The sequence below is a fragment of the Mesorhizobium sp. genome, assembly GCF_024509055.1.
In the GTDB taxonomy this organism is placed as follows: domain Bacteria; phylum Pseudomonadota; class Alphaproteobacteria; order Rhizobiales; family Rhizobiaceae; genus Mesorhizobium.
This window is the reverse complement of record NZ_JANINM010000362.1, coordinates 1-18143: the sequence shown is the minus strand read 5'-3', so window position 1 is coordinate 18143 and position 18143 is coordinate 1. Positions and strand designations below refer to the sequence as shown.

General features: G+C 64.1%; 14 protein-coding genes. 1 reads left to right on the top strand and 13 read right to left on the bottom strand.

Going from position 1 to position 18143, the window contains the following annotated elements; genetic code table 11:
- Positions 1 to 397 precede the first annotated feature (397 nt).
- Complete coding sequence (locus Q0L57_RS15580) at positions 398 to 2242, top strand: aminopeptidase P family protein (RefSeq protein ID WP_296744029.1); 1845 nt, start codon at positions 398 to 400, stop codon at positions 2240 to 2242.
- A gap of 1 nt (position 2243) precedes the next feature.
- Here Q0L57_RS15580 and Q0L57_RS15575 read toward each other — a convergent pair whose 3' ends face one another.
- The 13 genes from Q0L57_RS15575 to murC form a co-directional block, all read right to left on the bottom strand.
- A complete protein-coding gene (locus Q0L57_RS15575; RefSeq protein ID WP_296744027.1) occupies positions 2244 to 2540 on the bottom strand; it encodes an AzlD family protein in 297 nt (98 codons plus the stop codon).
- Positions 2537 to 3265 carry an AzlC family ABC transporter permease gene (locus Q0L57_RS15570; RefSeq protein WP_296744025.1) on the bottom strand — a complete coding sequence of 243 codons (729 nt, stop codon included), beginning with the start codon at positions 3263 to 3265 and terminating at the stop codon, positions 2537 to 2539. Before Q0L57_RS15570 ends, Q0L57_RS15575 begins: the two co-directional genes overlap by 4 nt.
- A 106-nt stretch (positions 3266 to 3371) precedes the next feature.
- Complete coding sequence (locus Q0L57_RS15565; RefSeq protein WP_296744024.1) at positions 3372 to 4058, bottom strand: TIGR02453 family protein; 687 nt, start codon at positions 4056 to 4058, stop codon at positions 3372 to 3374.
- Complete coding sequence (ligA, locus tag Q0L57_RS15560; RefSeq protein ID WP_296744022.1) at positions 4058 to 6265, bottom strand: NAD-dependent DNA ligase LigA; 2208 nt, start codon at positions 6263 to 6265, stop codon at positions 4058 to 4060. Before ligA ends, Q0L57_RS15565 begins: the two co-directional genes overlap by 1 nt.
- Before the next feature lie 195 nt (positions 6266 to 6460).
- A complete protein-coding gene (gene recN, locus Q0L57_RS15555) occupies positions 6461 to 8134 on the bottom strand; it encodes a DNA repair protein RecN (protein WP_296744021.1) in 1674 nt (557 codons plus the stop codon).
- An 8-nt stretch (positions 8135 to 8142) separates the two neighbouring features.
- A complete protein-coding gene (locus tag Q0L57_RS15550) occupies positions 8143 to 9012 on the bottom strand; it encodes an outer membrane protein assembly factor BamD (protein ID WP_296744019.1) in 870 nt (289 codons plus the stop codon).
- Between the two features lie 203 nt (positions 9013 to 9215).
- Positions 9216 to 10163: a UDP-3-O-acyl-N-acetylglucosamine deacetylase gene (lpxC, locus tag Q0L57_RS15545; protein WP_296744018.1), complete on the bottom strand. Its 948-nt coding sequence runs from the start codon at positions 10161 to 10163 to the stop codon at positions 9216 to 9218.
- Positions 10164 to 10499: 336 nt separating this feature from the next.
- Positions 10500 to 12155, bottom strand: coding sequence for a cell division protein FtsZ (ftsZ, locus tag Q0L57_RS15540; RefSeq protein WP_296744016.1), 1656 nt, complete (start codon positions 12153 to 12155; stop codon positions 10500 to 10502).
- Between the two features lie 67 nt (positions 12156 to 12222).
- Entirely contained in the window at positions 12223 to 13530 is a 1308-nt protein-coding gene (ftsA, locus tag Q0L57_RS15535) for a cell division protein FtsA (protein ID WP_296744014.1), read from the bottom strand.
- Positions 13527 to 14471 (bottom strand): cell division protein FtsQ/DivIB, encoded by a 945-nt coding sequence (locus tag Q0L57_RS15530; RefSeq protein WP_296744013.1) that lies wholly within the window; start codon positions 14469 to 14471, stop codon positions 13527 to 13529. Before Q0L57_RS15530 ends, ftsA begins: the two co-directional genes overlap by 4 nt.
- Positions 14459 to 15385 (bottom strand): D-alanine--D-alanine ligase, encoded by a 927-nt coding sequence (locus Q0L57_RS15525; RefSeq protein WP_296744011.1) that lies wholly within the window; start codon positions 15383 to 15385, stop codon positions 14459 to 14461. The genes Q0L57_RS15530 and Q0L57_RS15525 overlap by 13 nt, the downstream gene beginning before the upstream one ends.
- A gap of 374 nt (positions 15386 to 15759) precedes the next feature.
- The gene (murB, locus tag Q0L57_RS15520; RefSeq protein WP_296744010.1) at positions 15760 to 16725 is read right to left on the bottom strand and encodes a UDP-N-acetylmuramate dehydrogenase; all 966 of its coding nucleotides are present in this window, start codon (positions 16723 to 16725) and stop codon (positions 15760 to 15762) included.
- Entirely contained in the window at positions 16722 to 18128 is a 1407-nt protein-coding gene (gene murC / locus Q0L57_RS15515) for a UDP-N-acetylmuramate--L-alanine ligase (protein ID WP_296744044.1), read from the bottom strand. The genes murB and murC overlap by 4 nt, the downstream gene beginning before the upstream one ends.
- Between the last annotated feature and the right edge of the window lie 15 nt (positions 18129 to 18143).

Genomic DNA, 18143 nt, shown 5'->3' with positions numbered 1-18143 from the left:
CGCAGTGAGCCGGGGGCCTGCCAGTTGCTGCCCATAGCGTAAAAATCGTGTGCTCACACGAACCCCCAACACGCAAATCGATCGGATGGACCTCGCCCATTCGATCAAACCCAATAACACCCGGCACACAGATAGCCTGCCCTGTGATGCCACGCATTTGCAAAAGACATCCCGCACTGACTTTTTCTGGTTGTAATTCAGCATGTTAGAGGATTCTTAATAAGCTCTGGCTGCAGGAATGCCTTCTCGCCGGAGCCCACGTCTGGACCAACCGCGCCATGTTGAAATAGGGTTCAACCCATTGCACTTTGCCCCGCCGCAGACGCTGGAAATCGATTCCGATTTTCAGGGCCTTGGGCTACGGTCCAAAGCGTGCCGCAGGCGTGAGGAGTCCACGATGTTCCAGACCTTTGATTCGGCCGGCGATCCCGCCGTCGGCAAGCCACGCGTGGCGATGCTGCGCCAGTGGCTGGCCGAAAATGACCTCGATGGTTTCATGGTTCCCCGCGCCGACGAGCATCAGGGCGAATATGTCGCCCACCGCTCGGCTCGGCTGAAATGGCTGACCGGCTTCAGCGGCTCGGCCGGCGTCGCCCTTATCCTGCGCGACCGCGCCTTCATCTTCGTCGACGGCCGCTACACGCTCCAGGTGCGCAACGAAGTCGACCTGTCGATCTTCACGATCGAAAGCCTCGTCGACAATCCACCGGCTTCCTGGATCAAGGACAATCTCGGCAAGGGCGCCAGACTCGGCTTCGATCCCTGGCTGCACACGATCGGCGAGGTCAAGGCGCTGAAGGCATCGGCCGAGCAGTCCGGCGCGACGCTTGTGCCGCTCGACAGGAACCCCATAGACATCATCTGGAAGGACCAGCCCGAGCCGCCGCGCGCGCCGGTCGAGCTCCATCCGATCGCCTTCGCCGGCGAGCTCGCCAAGGACAAGTTGGCGCGGCTGGCCGGCGCGATCGAAAAGGATGGCGCCACCCACGCCGTGCTCACCGACCCCTCCTCCATCGCTTGGGCCTTCAACATCCGTGGCGGCGACGTGCCGCACACGCCGCTGGCGCTCGGCTTCGCCATCCTCGCCGCCGACGGCAAGCATCAACTCTTCATGGACCAGCGCAAGTTCTCGCAACAGGTCGCCGCCTACCTCACCCAGCTTGCCGACCTGCATGATCCGGCCGAGTTCGAAGCCGCCATCGCCGGGCTCGCCAAGGCGGGCGCCAAAATCGCGCTCGATCCGGTGCTGGCGGCCGAGAAGCTGAGGATGCTGGTGGAGGAAAACGGCGGCGAGGTCATATCCGCGCCGGATCCCGCCCGTATCCCACGCGCCACCAAGAACAAGGCCGAGATCGCCGGCAGCCGCGCCGCGCATCGCCGCGACGGCGCGGCGGTCGCCAAACTGCTCTGCTGGCTCGACCGGCAAAAGCCCGGCACGCTGAACGAGATAGACGTCGTCACCAAGCTCGAGTCGGTGCGCCGGCAGACCGGTGAGGAAACGCAGATGCCGCTGCGCGACGTTTCCTTCGACACCATTTCCGGCGCCGGCCCCAACGGCGCCATCATGCATTACCGCGTCTCGCGCGCCACCAGCCGCAAACTGCAGAGTGGCGAGCTGTTCCTGCTCGATTCCGGCGCGCAGTATCAGGACGGCACCACAGACATCACCCGCACCGTGCCGGTGGGTCAGCCGACCGAGGAGATGCGCGAGCGCTTCACGCTGGTTCTGAAGGGCATGATCGGCATCTCGACGCTGCGCTTTCCCGCCGGCACGCGGGGCTCGGAAATCGACGCGGTCGCCCGCATGGCGCTATGGCAGCATGGCTGCGACTTCGCCCACGGCACCGGCCACGGCGTCGGCTCCTATCTCGCCGTGCATGAGGGGCCGCAACGCATCGCCCGCACCGGTACCGAAAAGCTGCTGGCCGGCATGATGCTGTCCAACGAGCCGGGCTACTACAAGGAAGGCGCCTACGGCATCCGCATCGAGAACCTGATCCTGGTTACGCCCGCCGAGCAGATCGAAGGCGGCGACATCGCCATGCACGGCTTCGAGACGCTGACGCTGGCGCCCATCGACAAGCGTCTGATCCGCACTGATCTGCTGACCCGCGACGAACTGCATTGGCTTGACCGGTATCACGCCTGGGTGCTGGCCGAGGTCGGCCCGATGGTCGACGGCGAGACGCTGGCCTGGCTGGAGAAGGCGACCGCGCCGCTGCCCCACGACGCGAAGATCTAACTTATCCCACGAATTGGCGGGCGACGATCAACACGGCGGCGCCGGCCAGAAACATCGCCATCAAGCCGCCGCGCAGGGAAACGACGGCTGTGACGATCAATGCCGCCCATTCGGCTGGACCGGCGCCGAGGGCCGCCGGAGCCACCAGGGTCGTCAGCACCGCCGCCGGCACGGCGTTCAGCCCCGCCTCGACGCGCGGGTGGATGTTTTCGAAACGCGAGATGACGAGATGGCCGCCGACGCGGGTCAGGTAGGTGGCGATCGCGCCAGCCAGGATGATCCAGAAGGTCGTGCTCATGGCCGTTTCCCCACGCCGCTGTGATGAGGCGGCAGGATCACCGCGAGAAGCACGCCGGCAACCGCGCCGATCGACACATGCCAGGGCGAGCCGACCGTCTTGTAGGCGATGATCGAGGCGACCGCGCTGGCGGCGACCACGGGCAGCCACAATGGCCGCTTGCGGAAGCCGAGCACGAGGCCGAGGAAGTATATCGGCAGCAGGAAATCGATGCCCAGCGCATGCGTGTCCGGGATCAGCTTGCCGAACACAGCGCCAAGCCCGCTTTCGATGACCCAGAACACATAGACCGGCAGTCCGAGCCCCATGTACCAGACGAAGCCTACAGGCCTGCCGGACTCCGCCCTCGCCTCGGCTATGGCAAATTGCGGATCGGTGAGGATGAAATAGCCGATCGCCTGCTGCAGCACCGGCCAATGGGCGATGCGCCGGCCGATGCCGGCGGAATAGAGCACGTGGCGGAAATTCACGGCGAAGATCGAGAGCACGATCAGCCACGGCGCGACATGCTGGCCGAAGAGCTCGATGCCGACCATCTGGCTGGCGCCGCCATAGATCATGGCGCTCATCAGAAAGGCCTCAAGCACAGAAAAGCCGTTGTCGACAGCGATCGCGCCGAACAGCACAGCGAACGGCGCCGAGGCGACGACCACCGGCATCGACAGCCGCACGCCGTCCCAGAAATCGCTTTTCGCGCGGCTCTCGGAGATTGCTTGCGCCGTCATCCAACTGCTCCCTTGAGCGGCCTGATTTAGGGAGCGTCGCCTTTCCTGTCACACCAATTCGCTTGAGCCATCGATCAGCGGAACTGATCGCTGGCAAAGATGCGAGTTATCCGGCAGTGCCCTGGATCGCCCTGCCCCAATCGAGCAACGGCCTGCTGCGCAAGGTGAAGTCGACAAGATCGTCGACCAGCGCCGGCGAGTGGATCGTCGCAGGATCGATTTCGTGCCTAACCAGGAAATGACGGCTGCGCACCGCCTGGGCGAGATCGTCCTCGCTGACATCCTCGAAGCCGCGGGGCGCGCGCTTCAGCCGGTCCTCGGCATCGAGTTCCAGCCCTGCCTTCTTGAGCGAAGTTATCATGGCGCGGTATGCGGCCGGCTTCGTCACGATCGCCTTGCGCATCGCCTGCAGCAGTTCCGGCCCCGGCTGCCACCAGGCGACGCCTGCGAAGCAGCGATCTAGCCCGATATGAACGTAAAAAACGCCTTGTTCCATCTTGGTGCCGTCCGGCGACAGGATGGCTGACAGATGCCGGTTGTAAGGCCGCTTGTCCTTTGAGAAGCGCACATCGCGGTTGATGCGGAACAGGGATTTCTTGCGATCGCCGCGCAGGCCGAGCGTTGCCGCCTCGAAGCGCTCGCTGAGCGTCTGGACCAGATCGCAGAACGGCTCGTGCAACTCGCCATCATAGAGGTCGCGATTCTCATGGAACCACTCCCGGCTCTGATGGAAATCCAGCGCCTTCAGGAACGGGATGGCTTTTGGCCCAAAGCCTTTGAACGCGCCGGCCATCAGCCGCCCCTGCCGATCCGCTGCAGCCAGGTGTCCTCGTCGATCACCTCGATCCCGAGATCGCTCGCGGTCTTCAGCTTGGAGCCGGCGCCTGGGCCCGCCACCACCAGATCGGTCTTCGCCGACACAGAGCCGGCGACCTTGGCGCCGAGGCGCTCAGCCATCGCCTTGGCCTCCGAACGGGTCATCTTTTCCAGCGTGCCGGTGAACACAACCGTCTTGCCGGAGACTTCGCTGTCGGCTGAAACCTCCATGACATAGGGTTTCGGCCGGACCTGGGCCAGCAGAGCGTCGAGCACGTCGTCATTGCGCTCGTTGCCGAAGAAGTCGCGCAACGCGTTGATCACCGTGTCGCCGATGCCGTTGATCGAGGGGAACACCGTGTGCGGATCTTCCACCTTAGCTGTCTCCTTTCCGATCCGGATCAGTTCCTCGATCGTCGAGAACTGGCGGGTAAGCACGGCGGCCGTCGTCTCACCGATATGACGGATGCCGAGCGCGAAGATGAAGCGGTCGAGCTCCGGCTCGCGCCGCGCATCGATGGCCGCGAACAGCTTGTCGAGACCTTCGTAGTTGCGCTCCTCGACGCTGCGTACATTCTTGCGCGTCTTGCCAGATGCTTCCTCGCGCAGCCTCGCCTGCTCCTCACGCCGTTCGGCCAGCGCCTTGGTGACTGCAGGCCGCCTGTCCTTCAGCGTGAAGATGTCGGCGGCTGTCTTCACCAACCCGGAATTGAAGAACAGGTCGATGTTTTCCGCGCCGAGGCCTTCGATGTCGAGGGCGCCGCGCGAAACGAAATGACGCAGCCTTTCAACGGCCTGAGCGGCGCAGATCAGCTCGCCGGTGCAGCGGCGACGGGAGTCCTCCTTGCCGGTCTTCTCGTTGATCTCGCGCGTCGCGGGCGAACCGCAGACCGGACAGGTGTGCGGGAACTCGTAGGGCACGGCATCGGCCGGCCGCTTGTCGATGACGACGCTGACGATCTGCGGGATGACGTCGCCTGCCCGCTGGATCACCACTGTGTCACCTATGCGCACGTCGATGCCGTCGCGGATCGGCTGGCCGTTGCTGTCGAAACCCTTGATGTAGTCCTCGTTGTGCAGTGTGACGTTCTCGACCACCACCCCGCCAACCGTCACCGGCGCCAGCCGCGCCACTGGCGCGAGCGTGCCGGTGCGTCCGACCTGGATGTCGATCTTCTCTACCGTCGTCATCGCCTGCTCGGCCGGGAATTTATGGGCAACCGCCCAGCGCGGCTCGCCGGTGACGAAACCCCAGCGGCGCTGCAGTTCCAGCTGGTCGACCTTGTAGACGACGCCGTCGATGTCGTAGCCGAGCGACGAACGAAGTTCCTCGATCCGATGGTACTGTGCGATAAGCTCGTCGACAGACTTTGCGCGCACCATGAGCGGGCTGATCTTGAAGCCCCACTCCCCGAACTTCTGCACCGCTTCGTATTGGGTAAGTGCCGGGTCCGCGGTCGTATAACCCCAGGCATAAGCGAAGAATTTCAGGTTGCGGCTGGCGGTGACCGACGGATCCTTCTGGCGCAGCGACCCCGCTGCCGTGTTGCGCGGATTCACATAGTCCTGGCCGCCGACCGCCGCGGAGCGCTGCTTCAGCGCCTCGAACTCGGCATAGGTCATGTAGACCTCGCCACGGATCTCGATCACATCCGGCCAACCAGAGCCCTTCAGCGTCTTCGGGATATCGGCGATCGTCTTCAGATTGGCGGTGATGTCCTCGCCGACGGCACCGTCGCCGCGCGTCGCGCCTTGCACGAACACACCGTTTTCGTAGCGCAGTGAAGCCGACAGGCCGTCGATCTTGGGCTCCGCGGTGAAGGCGATGTCGAGATCTTTGTCGCGATCGAAGAAGCGCCTTCCGCGCTCGATGAAATCGGCGACATCCTCGTCGGTATAGGCCTTGGCGAGGCTGAGCATCGGCACGGCATGCCGCACCTTGGCAAAGCCTTCCGCCGGCGGCGCGCCGACCCGGCGCGACGGCGAATCATCACGCACAAGATCGGGAAAGCGCTCCTCTATGGCGAGGTTGCGTCGGCGCAGCGCATCATATTCGGCGTCGGTGATCGTCGGCGCATCCTCCGCGTGATAACGCCGGTCATGCTCGGCGATCTCGGCCGCCAACTGCTTCAGTTCTTCCGCAGCTTCGCTTTCATTCAGCGAATCGACTGATTTTTCCGACATGCTTCGCAGTTCCTGAATTATGGCGCGCCACTATAAATCAGGATTCGCCGGCAAGAAGTCGGCTTGCGTAAAAATCATTCCTGAACAGCACGATGCGGCCATCTGCTGACTCAGCTTGCAAGGCCGGACATTCAAGCGCCGGAAGCCCAGGAAACCGCCGTTGGCAAACCGGCCTCACCTGAATATCGGCACGGCCTACGCTGCGGCCGTGTTCTCGCGCAGCAGTCTGTCCGCTGCCGCACGCGCCTCGTCGGTGATCGTGGCGCCAGCCAGCATGCGCGCGATCTCTTCCTGACGCGCTGCCCGGTCCATCTCGGCGATGCCGGTGGCGACACGGTCCTTGCCGCCGGATTTCGAGATCAGGAAATGCGTTGCGGCGCGCGCCGCCACCTGCGGCGCATGGGTGACCGAAAGCACCTGCACCCGCTTCGATAGCCGCGCCAGCCGCTGGCCGATGGCGTCGGCCACCGCGCCGCCGACACCGGTGTCGATCTCATCGAAGACCAGAGTCGGCGCCGAACCGCGATCGGCGAGCGCCACCTTCAGCGCCAAAAGGAAGCGCGAGAGCTCGCCGCCGGAGGCAACCTTCATCATAGGCCCTGGCCGTGTGCCGGGATTGGTGCGGACCCAGAACTCGACCTGGTCGATGCCTTCTTCCATGCGGCTTTCAGCGTTGCTCGTCATCTCGACGATGAACTCGGCCCGCTCGAGCTTGAGCGCAGGCAGTTCGGCCATCACCGCTTTGGTAAGGCCAACGGCCGCCGCCTGGCGGAGCGAGGAAAGCTGTGCCGCGGCAATGTCGTAAGCCTCGCGCGCCGCCCCCGCCTGCTTCTCCAGTCCGTGCAACCGCTCCTCGCCGGCATCGAGATCGGCAAGGTCGGCCACCATCGTGTCGCGCAGCTGGGCAAGATCGTCGACGGCGACATTGTGCTTGCGCGAGGCGGCGCGCAGCGCAAACAGCCGCTCTTCGGCCTTCTCTAGCCGCTGCGGGTCATATTCGGTGGCGCGGAGTGCCGCCTCGACGCCGGACTGCGCCGCGTCGAGCGAGATCATCGCCTCGTCGAGCGACTTCACGACGTCATCGAGCAGGCCCGGCGCTTCGCCGGACTTGCGCTGCAGCCGGCGCAACAGGCTGGCGAGCTGCGGCAAGGGCGAGGACGGCCCCGACAGCGTATCCTGCGCGTCATGGATTTCGGCCGCGATCTTTTCGACACGCATCATCTGCGCGCGGAGTTCAGCAAGCTCGGTCTCCTCGCCGGGCTGCGGGTCCAGCTTGGCAAGCTCGGCGACCGAGGCGCGCAGATAATCGGCCTCGCGCGCCGCCGCCTCCACCTTGGCGCGATGCCTGGAAAGGTCCTGCTCGCAGCCGCGCCAGTAGCGCCAGGCCTCGCCCGCGCCGCGCACGGCGCCCAGATGGCCGCCGAAGCTGTCCAGCAATTCACGATGCGCGCCCGGATCGACGAGAGCGCGCTCATCATGTTGGCCATGGATCTCGACCAGCGCGCGGCCGACATCGCGCATCAAGGTGACGCTGGAGGGCTGGTCGTTGACGAAGACGCGCGTGCGGCCATCTGCAGTCTGCACACGGCGCAGGATGATGTCGCCGTCGTCCTCGATGTCGTTGTCGGCAAGAAGCGCGCGCGCCGGATGATTTCGCGGCACATCGAACACCGCGATGACCTGGCCTTGCGTCGCGCCATGGCGGACAAGCGAGGCGTCGCCACGTGCGCCGAGCGCCAGCGACAGCGAATCGAGAAGGATGGATTTGCCAGCGCCAGTCTCGCCCGTCAGCACCGAAAGCCCGGGCAGGAAGTCGATGTCCAGCTTCTCGATCAGGACGATATCGCGGATCGAAAGTCTGGACAGCATCTCAAGCTTCAGGCGCCGGTGATCAGCTTCCCGGCCTTGGAGATCCACGACCCGGCATTTTCGCGCGGTGCAAGCCCGTTGTTCTGCAGGAGCTTGTAGGAGTCCTTGTACCACTGGCTGTCGGGGTAGTTGTTGCCGAGCACCGCGGCGGCCGTCTGTGCTTCCGAGGTCAGGCCCATCGCGTAGTAAGCTTCGGTCAGGCGCGCGAGCGCCTCCTCGACATGGCGCGTGTTCGAATAGTTCTCGACCACGGTGCGGAAGCGCTTGACGGCTGCGATGTACTCGCGGCGCTCGAGATAGTAGCGGCCGATCTGCATCTCCTTGCCCGCCAGCTGGTCGGTCGCGAAACGGATCTTGTCCTTCGCGTCAGGGACATATTCGGAGTTCGGCCAGCGCGTCACCAGATCCTGCATCGTCTGCACGGTCTGGCGCGCTTCCTTCTGATCCTGGGTGACGTCCTTGATCTGCCGGTAGTAGCTCAGCCCGATGATGTACTGCGCATAGGCGGCATCGTCGGTCGAGGGGTAGAGCGTCAGGTAGCGCTTGGCCGTGCCGATGGCGTCGTCGTAGCTGCCGGCGCGGTACTGGGCGAAGGCGCCCATCACCATCGATTTGCGGGCGAATTCCGAATAGGGATGCTGGCGGTCGACGGCGTCGAACTTCTTGCTCGCCTCGTCGAGGCGACCAGCGTTCATGTTGGCCAGGCCCTGATTGTACAGAACGTCGGCCGGCTCGGTCTGGTCGACATAGGTCGCCAGGTTGATGTCTTTCTTGTCCGAGGTGCAGGCAGACACCACGAGCGAAGGAACAATCACCGACAGCGCCAGGAAAACAGCCCGATGCGCCGCCTTCGATTGACCAACCCGCTTGAACACCATGATCAGATTCCGCCCTTTCGGCGCCATTTCGGTATGGGGCAGCAGCCATAAACCATAACTGCCTAATGCGGCAACGCTATCTCCGGCCAATCGCACATTTTTGTGGCGTTTTGGCGCTGTGCCCGAGGCTACGCATTTTCACGGACCTGTGATGCAACCGCGCAACACAGGTTCCAGCCACAAAGCCAGAAAATCGTTAAGAATCAGATCACCCAGGGTGCGTAGACCGGCCCGCTGACGGCGATCATCTCAGCCGTGCGGCCGCGCTCGCGGCGTCTCGTCTCAACGATCTCGAATGCCGTGCGGTCCGACAGCAAGCGCCGCAACGCCGCCGCATTCATGCGATGACCGCCGCGATAGGAGCGGAAACAGCCGATGAAACGCGCACCCGCCAGCGCCAGGTCGCCCATGGCGTCGAGCGTCTTGTGGCGGGCGAACTCGTTGGGATAACGCAGTCCGCCGACATTGATGACCCGGTTGTCGTCGCCGATGACCAGCGAATTCTCGAGCGAGGAACCCAGCGCATAGCCGGCCGCCCACAGCCGCTCGACGTCCTTCATGAAGCCGAAGGTGCGGGCCCGGGCGATGTCGCGCCGGAAGATGTCGGGGTTGATGTCGGAAGCGAACAGCTGGCGGCCGATCGCCGGGCTCTCGAAATCGATCTCGACCTCGAATCGCGTTCCGTCATAGGGGCGGAACTCGGCCCAGGATGCGCCGGCTTCGATGCGGACCGGCTTGAGCACACGGATATAGCGACGCTTCGCCGGCAGCGTATCGATGCCGGTCTGGTCGATCGCCTCCACGAAGGCCATCGCGCTGCCGTCGAGAATCGGAACCTCCGAACCGTCGATCTCGATGATGAGATTGTCGATGCCAAGCCCGAATACCGTCGCCATGAGATGCTCGACGGTTCCGATATGCTCACCGGCCGGGTCGCCGAGCATGGTGCAGAGATCGGTGGCGCCAACCTCGGAAACCAGGGCGCGGAATTCACGGCCCGTCTCGCCGTTCGAAAGATGGAAGACAATGCCGGTGTCGGCGTCGGCGGGCAGGAAATGAACGGTGACGGGCTTGCCGCTATGGACGCCTGTACCAGTCAGCGTCGCACGCGATTTCACTGTCGTCTGATAGTCGTGCAAGAGAAACCCCATACGCCCTAGCTGCCCGCGTCCGCTCTTCAGCCTCTTGATTGTTCTGCAGCCAAATCGTCATCTGGCGTCCACATAGATGCGGCAAAACAACTGGTCGCGCGGCTCTGATATGATCGGCAGGCAGGGCCAACTCCCCGAATCCCAGCAAACCGACTTTAGTCCGCGGCGAAGATAGTGGCCTGTCCGGTAGACTCCAAATCACGGTTTCTTTCCCTGTGTAACCGCCGCCGGAAACGAGGAAAGCCTCATAACTAACTGTTCTGCAACGGTTTTTAAAAGCCAACAGGCAGGCAATCGCTTGCCTGCCTGTTAACAACCGTTACATATCGTCAGCGATCAGTTGGCCTGGCGGCGAAGGAAAGCGGGAATTTCCAGCTGGTCGTCTTCCTGGACCGTGCGGCTCTGCGGCGTCAGCCGGCCCTGATCGTCCAGCTGGCCGCGGCGCGGCGCATAGAGCTGCGGATCCTGGCTGGCGAGACGGCGCATCTCGGGCGCCGCCTGGCGCAGCTTGGGCTCGCGCGGCTGGGCCGGCTGCAGACGGGCCGGCTCTTCCTCGCGTCGGGTCAGGCCGTTGGTCAAGCGCTTGATCAGCCCCATCGGGCCGCTGTTTTCGTGATCGGCGGGACGGGTCTTGGCCTCGACTTCCGCCCTGACGACCGGCGGAAAGTCCTCGACGCGCGGCATGCGCTGCGGCGGAGCAGCCATCGGCTGCGGCATCTCGCGCTGCATGACATGCTGCTGCACCACCGGCTGAGGCTGTGGTTGCGGAGCCGGCGCTGGCGGAGCCTGGAAGATCTTGCTCTGCGGCCGGAAGTCGTCGACCGGGGCCTGGCGCGACTGCGCCATCGCGGCCGCATTGGCCTCGGCAAGCTGGATCGCTTCGGCGACCGGATCGATCGCGCGCGGCTCGTAGACCGCCTGCTGGACGGGCGCAGGGCGGCTCTCAGCCGCCGGCGCCGCGGGGCGGGCAGCAGCGGGCTTTTGCGGTGCGCGGATCGAGATCGGCGCCGCGGCGATTTCGGCGGCCGATTTGTCGATGCCGGTGGCGACGACCGACACGCGGATGACGCCTTCCAGTTCCTCGTCGAAGGTGGCGCCCAGGATGATGTTGGCGTCCTGGTCGACCTCCTCGCGGATGCGGGTCGCGGCTTCGTCCACCTCGAACAAGGTGAGGTCGCGGCCGCCGGTGATCGAGATCAGCAGGCCCTTGGCGCCCTTCATCGAGGTTTCGTCGAGCAGCGGGTTGGCGATCGCGGCCTCGGCGGCGGCCATCGCGCGGCCCTCGCCCGAAGCCTCGCCCGTACCCATCATCGCCTTGCCCATCTCGCGCATGACCGAGCGGACGTCGGCGAAGTCGAGGTTGATCAGGCCTTCCTTGACCATCAGGTCGGTGATGCAGGCGACGCCCGAATAGAGCACCTGGTCGGCCATGGCGAAGGCGTCGGCGAAGGTGGTCTTGTCATTGGCCAGCCGGAACAGATTCTGGTTGGGGATGACGATCAGCGTGTCGACGCATTTCTGTAGTTCCTCGATGCCCATGTCGGCCGTCTTCATGCGGCGCTGGCCTTCGAAGTGGAACGGCTTGGTGACGACGCCGACGGTGAGGATGCCCTTTTCACGCGCGGCGCGCGCGACGACCGGAGCAGCGCCCGTGCCGGTGCCGCCGCCCATGCCGGCGGTGACGAAGCACATATGCGTGTTGGACAGATGATCGATGATCTCGTCGATGCATTCTTCCGCCGCTGCACGGCCGACTTCCGGCTGCGATCCCGCGCCGAGACCTTCGGTGACATGCGCGCCGAGTTGGATGAGCCGCTCGGCCTTCGACATGGTCAGGGCCTGCGCGTCGGTGTTGGCCACGACGAACTCGACGCCGCGCAAGCCGGCGGTGATCATGTTGTTGACAGCATTGCCGCCGCCGCCGCCGACACCGAACACGGTGATGCGCGGCTTCAGCTCGGTGATGTCCGGCTTCTGCAGATTGATGGTCATTGTCTCCGTCCTTTGCCTTTCCCGCCGCTTCGCCGCCGCGGCCGCCTATGGGGCTGTCCCCGTCAATTTAAAAACTGTCTCTCAACCACTGACTCATGCGATGCAGTTTTCCGCCCGTTCCGGTCATCCTGAAACCGGAAATTCCTTTCGCCGTCTGGCTCTCGAAGCTCGCCATCTGCGGATAGATCAACAGCCCGACCGGGGTCGAGAACGCCGGTCCCTTCGCGGCTTCCGGCAGGCCGGCCACGCCGAGCGGCCGGCCGATGCGCACATTGCGTCCGAGGATCCGGCGCGCCGCCTCCGGCAGGCCCGCCAACTGACTGGCGCCGCCGGTGAGCACGACGCGCTTGCCGACCGCATTGCCGTAGCCGGACTTGTTCAGCCGGTCACGCAGGAGCTCCAGGGTCTCGTCGATGCGGGCGCGGATGATGCGCGTCATCACCGAGCGCGGAATTTGCAACGGCACCTCGCCCTCCTCGCCGATCGGCTGGATGGAGACGAGGTCACGGTCGTCGGCACTGCCGGGCAGCGCAGAGCCATGCATCACTTTTAGACGCTCGGCGGCGTCGAGCGAGGTCGACAGGCCCTTGGCCATGTCGAGCGTCACATGATTGCCGCCGATGGCGATGGCGTCGCCATGGACGAACTTGCCCTCGGAGAAAACCGAAATCGTCGTCGTGCCGCCGCCCATGTCGATGCATGCCGCGCCCATTTCGAGCTCGTCGTCGACAAGTGCCGCAAGCCCGCTGGCATAGGGCGTCGCCACCATGCGCTCGACCGACAGATGCGAGCGGTTGATGCAGAGCTCCAGATTGCGCATCGGCGCGGCGTCGCCGGTCAGCACATGCATGTCGACGCCGAGTGCGTCGCCGACCATGCCGCGCGGATCGCGCATGCCGCGCTCGGCGTCGAGCGAGAAGCCGACAGGCAGCGAATGGATCACTTCGCGCTCCGCCCGCAGCGCCTGCTTGGCGCCGGCGGTGAGCACGCGCTTGATGTCGGCCTCCTCGACCTGATGGCCGCCGAGATTGATGGTTGCCGAGAACGCCTCGCTCTTCAGGCGCCCGGCAGTCATGTTGACGATGAGGGAATCGACAGTCAGTCCGGCCATGCGCTCGGCTGCGTCGACGGCAAGGCGAACGGCATGCTCGGCGCGATCGAGGTCGACCACGACACCCGACTTCACGCCTTGGGATTTCTGATGGCCGATGCCGATCACCTGGATGCGATGCGAGCGCCCGCGCAGGAGCTTGCCGTCCTCGCGCGGCTTCAGCTTCGCCACCACGCAGCAAACCTTGCTCGACCCGACATCGAGCACGGTAAGCGTGCCCGACCGGCGTGAAGAAGCATCACCGCTGCCGCCAAGCCAGCTCATATCTTCGTCTCCGGCTTGCGTTTGGTCAGGCTCTTGGGCTTGTCGCTGAGCGCCGCCTCGCGCTGCGTGGCGGCTTCAGGCGACAGCTCGACCACGAGTCGGTCGGGCAGCCGCATGTCGACGGCGGCGATGTCGCGCGTCAACAGCCCATTGTCATGGTCGAGCTTGACGAGCATGGCGATCGCCTGATCCTCGCCATCTTCCGGCAGCTTGACCGTGATGCCGTTCTCCAGCTTCAGGTCCCAGCGCCGCTCGCCGACGCGGATATAGCCCTTCACCCGCGCGGCTAGTTCGGGATAACGCTGGATCTTGTCCAGGAAAGCAGGCGCCATCGCCGGCGCGCCGGTTCCCACAAGCAGCGGCAGCAAGGCCTGCTTGCCACCCGAGAATGGCGCGATCACCGCGCCCGACCGCTGGATCACCGAAATAGAATCGCCCTGCTGCCAGAGCGCGAAGGGCTCGCGCTCATCGATGCGCACTTCCAGCGTATGCGGATAGATCTTGCGCACCGCCGCACCCTGGACCCAGGGCAAAGTTGAGATACGCTGCCGCGCGGCCTCTGCATCGAAGCCGATCAGCGAGGTCCAGCCGTCGAGGCCGAGCTGGTCAAGGACGTCGATCTCCGACGTCTGATGGTTGCCGATGACCTTGATCTGGTCGACGGCAAAGCCGGTGCGGGCGGTCACGCCTTGCACGATGCTGTCGGCATAGCCCCCGAGAAAAGCGCCATATGCGCCAGCCGAGGCGACAAGCGCCACCGACAGGATCGCGGCCGAAAAACGCGGCGCCTCATACTCGCCGCCGCACAGGCGCGCCAGCAGGCGCACTGGCCGGCGCAGCAGGCGCGGCAGCACGAAATGGTCGAACGACAATGGCATGCCGAACAGCGCGAAACCGGCCGCGCCGCTGCCCTTGCCCTGTCCCCACCTCAACGCAGACACGAAGCGTCCTCCACCATCCAACTCAACAAATCGCCGAACGAGTGCCCCGCTTGCGCGGCGATTTCAGGCACCAGAGACGTCGGCGTCATGCCCGGCTGGGTATTGATCTCGAGCCAGACAACCTCGCCGTTCTCGGAGTGACGGTCGTCGTAACGGAAGTCCGACCGGGAGACGCCCCGGCAACCGATGGCAAGATGAGCCTTGAGGGCCAGTGTCTGTATTTTTTGGTAAATATTCGGTGAAATTTTAGCAGGGATTTCGTGTTTTGATCCGCCCGGCACGTATTTTGAATCGTAGTCGTAGAAGGAATGCCCGGTCGGGATGATCTCGCAGACACCGAGCGCCACATCGCCCATCACCGCGCAGGTCAGCTCCCGCCCATAGACATAGCGCTCGACCATGACGATCTCGCCATACTGCCACTCGGGAGAACCGATCACCTGCGGCGGATGCGACTGCCCCTCATGCACAATGACGACGCCGAAGCTCGAGCCCTCGTTGACCGGCTTCACCACATAAGGCGGCTTCATCGGATGCTTGTTCTGGACGGCGAAGCGGTTGACGACCTTCGATTCCGCGACCGGAATGCCGGACGCCTTGGCGATCTTCTTGGCCTGCTCCTTGTTCATAGCCAGCGCCGAGGCGAGTACACCCGAATGAGTGTATGGAATTCCGAGATATTCGAGAATTCCCTGGACAGTACCATCCTCGCCGAACGGGCCATGCAACGCGTTGAAGGCGACGTCAGGCTTGAGATCGGAAAGCACAGCCCCGACATTGCGCGAAACATCGACGCGGGTGACCTGATAGCCTTCATTCTCGAGCACATCCGCACATGCCTTCCCCGAGGACAGAGACACGGGCCGCTCCGACGAGAATCCACCCAGGAGGACAGCCACATGCTTCTTCTTCATCCCGTCATCCCCTCTCACGCCGGGCCTGCAACCGAAATTTCCCACACCACGTTTCCGAGCATTGAGTCCGAGTCTTCCGGCAGGTTGCCCCCCAGACGGAAAACGCGGATTCACGCGTCGAACGACTCAAATCAGGAAACGCTTTAGGGCAGAGAATCAGAGAGTTGATTCCCTGACAAGTGCCTATGATTCCGAGAGATTCACTTTCCGCGAAAACAGGCGAGAAAAGTGTGTCGTTGAGTCTTTACGGCAACGCCTGGCTGCATCGCCGGCTGAAGATGTTCAAGCATCACTTGAACATCGTGGAGCGCTCATGCATGTCGCCCAAAAGTGCGCAGCGGTTTTGGGGCAACGACATGCATCAAAACAAAAACTTAAAGCAGCTGCCCAAGAAATTCCTGCACAGCATGACCCGGCCTGAAGTTGCCGAGGCGCTTGATCTCCCAGTGCAACCGGATGCCCGAATTCTCGAGCACCCTCGCCCGCACGGTCTCGCCCAGATATTCGAGGTCGTAGCCGGTCGCCGTTCCGGTGTTGATCATGAAGTTGCAGTGCATCGGCGACATCTGCGCGCCGCCGATCATCAGCCCACGACAGCCGGCCTTATCGATTTCCTTCCAGGCCGACGTCCCTTCGGGATTCTTGAAGGTCGAACCACCGGTCTTCTCACGGATCGGCTGCACCGTCTCGCGATGGTTTTGCACCGCGTCCATCGCCGCCTTGATGACGGCCTTGTCTTCCGGAATGCCTTCGAAGGTTGCCGACGTGAAGATCAGTCCAGCCGGCGCCGACGAATGCCGGTACGCATAACCCATATCGGCATTGCTCAGCGTGTGGGCGTTGCCCTTGCGGTCCAATGCCTTCACCTCGACCACGCGCTCGCGTGTCTCGACACCGTTGGCGCCGGCATTCATCCGCAGCGCACCGCCGACGGCGCCGGGAATGCCGTGGTAGAAATGGAAGCCGCCAATGCCGGCCTCATAGGCGACCGCGGCGAGGCGCTTGTCCGGCGTCGCGGCGCCCGCGTTGATGGTCGTCGGTCCGATCACTTCGGCCTCGCCGAAGCCTTTCGCCGACAGCCGGACGACGAAGCCGGCGATGCCGCCGTCGCGCACGAGAAGGTTCGAGCCGATACCGACGACCATGATCGGTATCTCCTCCGGCACGGCGCGCAGGAAGGCAGCGAGATCCTCCTCGTCCGCCGGCTGGAACAGTGCTTCCGCCAGGCCTCCGGCACGAAACCAGGTGATCTTGTCCATCTCCGCATTCGACGTAATGCGGCCGCGCAGGCCGGAAAGCCGGTCGCCGAGCTTGTCGATCAGGGCCTGGCCGCGCATCATGACGGCGTCCCGCCGAGTTCCTTGGGCAATGCGTAGGCCCATTGCGTGATGTTGCCGGCGCCGAGGAAGACGACGAAATCGCCGGGCTTTGCAAGCTCGCGGATGGCCGGCGCGATCGCGGCGGGACCATCGATATAGCGCGCATCGCGATGGCCGCCGGCGCGGATGCGCGACACCAGCGCGTCCGACGAAACGCCTTCGATCGGCTCCTCGCCGGCCGCATAGACCGGCGCCACCATCACCGTGTCGGCATCGTTGAAGCAGACCGAGAATTCGTTGAACAGATCGTGCAGGCGGGTGAAGCGGTGCGGCTGTGCGATCGCGATGACGCGGCCTTTGGTGGCGCTTCGCGCGGCCTTGAGCACGGCGGCAATCTCCACCGGGTGATGACCGTAGTCGTCGAACACCTCGACGCCGTTCCAGGAGCCGGTATGGGTGAAGCGCCGCTTGACGCCGGCGAAGGACGATAACCCCTTCTTGATCGCCTCGTCCGAAAGGCCAAGTTCATGCGCGACCGCGATCGCCGCCGTCGCATTGGAGACATTGTGCCGACCGGGCATAGGCAGCCGCAGGTCCTTGATCGTCGTCGTGCCCCGCCCCTTGCGGTCGCGGATCGTCACGTCGAACTCTGAAGTCGCGCCCTGCATGCGATGGTTGGTGAAGCGCACATCGGCCTGCGCGTTCTCACCATAGGTGATGACACGCCGGTCCTCGATGCGGCCGACCAGTGCCTGCACCTCCGGATGATCGGTGCACATCACGCCGAAGCCATAGAACGGCACGTTCTCGACGAATTGCCGAAAGGCTTCGCGCACCTTGTCGAAGGAGCCGTAGTGGTCGAGGTGCTCGGGGTCGATGTTGGTGACGACGGCGATGTCGGCCGGCAGCTTCAGGAAGGTGCCGTCGCTCTCATCGGCTTCGACCACCATCCATTCGCCGTCGCCCATGCGCGCATTGGTGCCATAAGCGTTGATGATGCCGCCATTGATGACGGTCGGATCGAGCCCGCCGGCTTCGAGCAGCGTCGCCACCATCGACGTCGTCGTGGTCTTGCCATGCGTGCCGCCGATGGCGACCGCCTGGCGGAAGCGCATCAGTTCGGCCAGCATCTCGGCGCGGCGCACGATCGGCAAGAGCTTCTCGCGCGCGGCCTTGAGCTCGGGATTGGATTTCTTGATGGCGGTCGACACCACGACGACTTCTGCGTCGCCGATGTTCTCCGCCTTGTGGCCGACGAAGCATTCGATGCCCTTGTCGCGCAGACGCTGAACATTGGCGCCGTCCGCCTGGTCGGACCCCTGCACCTTGTAACCGAGATTGTGCAGCACTTCGGCGATGCCGCTCATGCCGATGCCGCCAATGCCGATGAAATGCACGAGGCCGATCGTCTGCGGCATCTTCATGCGCGCGTCCTCCTG

Coding starts and splice junctions, on each gene's coding strand:
- Q0L57_RS15525 (WP_296744011.1), bottom strand. CDS start 15,385: ATGAAGAAGAAGCATGTGGCTGTCCTCCTGGGTGGATTCTCGTCGGAG.
- Q0L57_RS15550 (WP_296744019.1), bottom strand. CDS start 9,012: ATGGTGTTCAAGCGGGTTGGTCAATCGAAGGCGGCGCATCGGGCTGTT.
- ligA (WP_296744022.1), bottom strand. CDS start 6,265: ATGTCGGAAAAATCAGTCGATTCGCTGAATGAAAGCGAAGCTGCGGAA.
- Q0L57_RS15570 (WP_296744025.1), bottom strand. CDS start 3,265: ATGACGGCGCAAGCAATCTCCGAGAGCCGCGCGAAAAGCGATTTCTGG.
- Q0L57_RS15565 (WP_296744024.1), bottom strand. CDS start 4,058: ATGGCCGGCGCGTTCAAAGGCTTTGGGCCAAAAGCCATCCCGTTCCTG.
- ftsZ (WP_296744016.1), bottom strand. CDS start 12,155: ATGACCATCAATCTGCAGAAGCCGGACATCACCGAGCTGAAGCCGCGC.
- Q0L57_RS15580 (WP_296744029.1), top strand. CDS start 398: ATGTTCCAGACCTTTGATTCGGCCGGCGATCCCGCCGTCGGCAAGCCA.
- murC (WP_296744044.1), bottom strand. CDS start 18,128: ATGAAGATGCCGCAGACGATCGGCCTCGTGCATTTCATCGGCATTGGC.
- Q0L57_RS15575 (WP_296744027.1), bottom strand. CDS start 2,540: ATGAGCACGACCTTCTGGATCATCCTGGCTGGCGCGATCGCCACCTAC.
- lpxC (WP_296744018.1), bottom strand. CDS start 10,163: ATGGGGTTTCTCTTGCACGACTATCAGACGACAGTGAAATCGCGTGCG.
- murB (WP_296744010.1), bottom strand. CDS start 16,725: ATGATGCGCGGCCAGGCCCTGATCGACAAGCTCGGCGACCGGCTTTCC.
- recN (WP_296744021.1), bottom strand. CDS start 8,134: ATGCTGTCCAGACTTTCGATCCGCGATATCGTCCTGATCGAGAAGCTG.
- ftsA (WP_296744014.1), bottom strand. CDS start 13,530: ATGAGCTGGCTTGGCGGCAGCGGTGATGCTTCTTCACGCCGGTCGGGC.